The following is a 401-nucleotide window of genomic DNA, read 5'->3' as shown; positions in this document are numbered from 1 at the left end:
CCATTTTTTTTGCTCAAACAGAACACGGCACACGATATTTTTCAGCCTGCCTCCAAACAGTTTCTGTCTGAGGCTCCACACCAGCATTCGCATCCAACAACGCTATTGCACCATCAAGAACACGCAAAGAACGCTCAACTTCAATCGTAAAATCAACGTGCCCTGGCGTATCAATAATATTAAAGCGCCGCTTCCGACCATCCCGCCCTTCCCAAAAGGTTGTTGTCGCAGCAGATGTAATCGTAATACCACGCTCCTGCTCCTGCTCCATCCAATCCATCGTAGAAGCACCATCGTGGGTTTCACCGATTTTATGATTTTTGCCGGTATAAAACAAAATACGCTCAGTCATAGTGGTCTTACCAGCATCAATATGTGCCATAATACCAAAATTACGATAA

At 44.9% G+C, this 401-nt stretch carries 1 pseudogene; it reads right to left on the bottom strand.

From position 1 onward, the window contains the following. Positions 1-25 precede the first annotated feature (25 nt). A pseudogene (locus J7R10_RS09240) lies at positions 26-401 on the bottom strand (GTP-binding protein); the annotation flags it as partial.

It is taken from the genome of Bartonella vinsonii subsp. berkhoffii ATCC 51672 (genome assembly GCF_902825225.1).
Taxonomy (GTDB): Bacteria; Pseudomonadota; Alphaproteobacteria; order Rhizobiales; family Rhizobiaceae; genus Bartonella; species Bartonella berkhoffii.
Note: the sequence above shows the minus strand (reverse complement) of the source record. Positions and strands in the feature narration are given on the sequence as shown.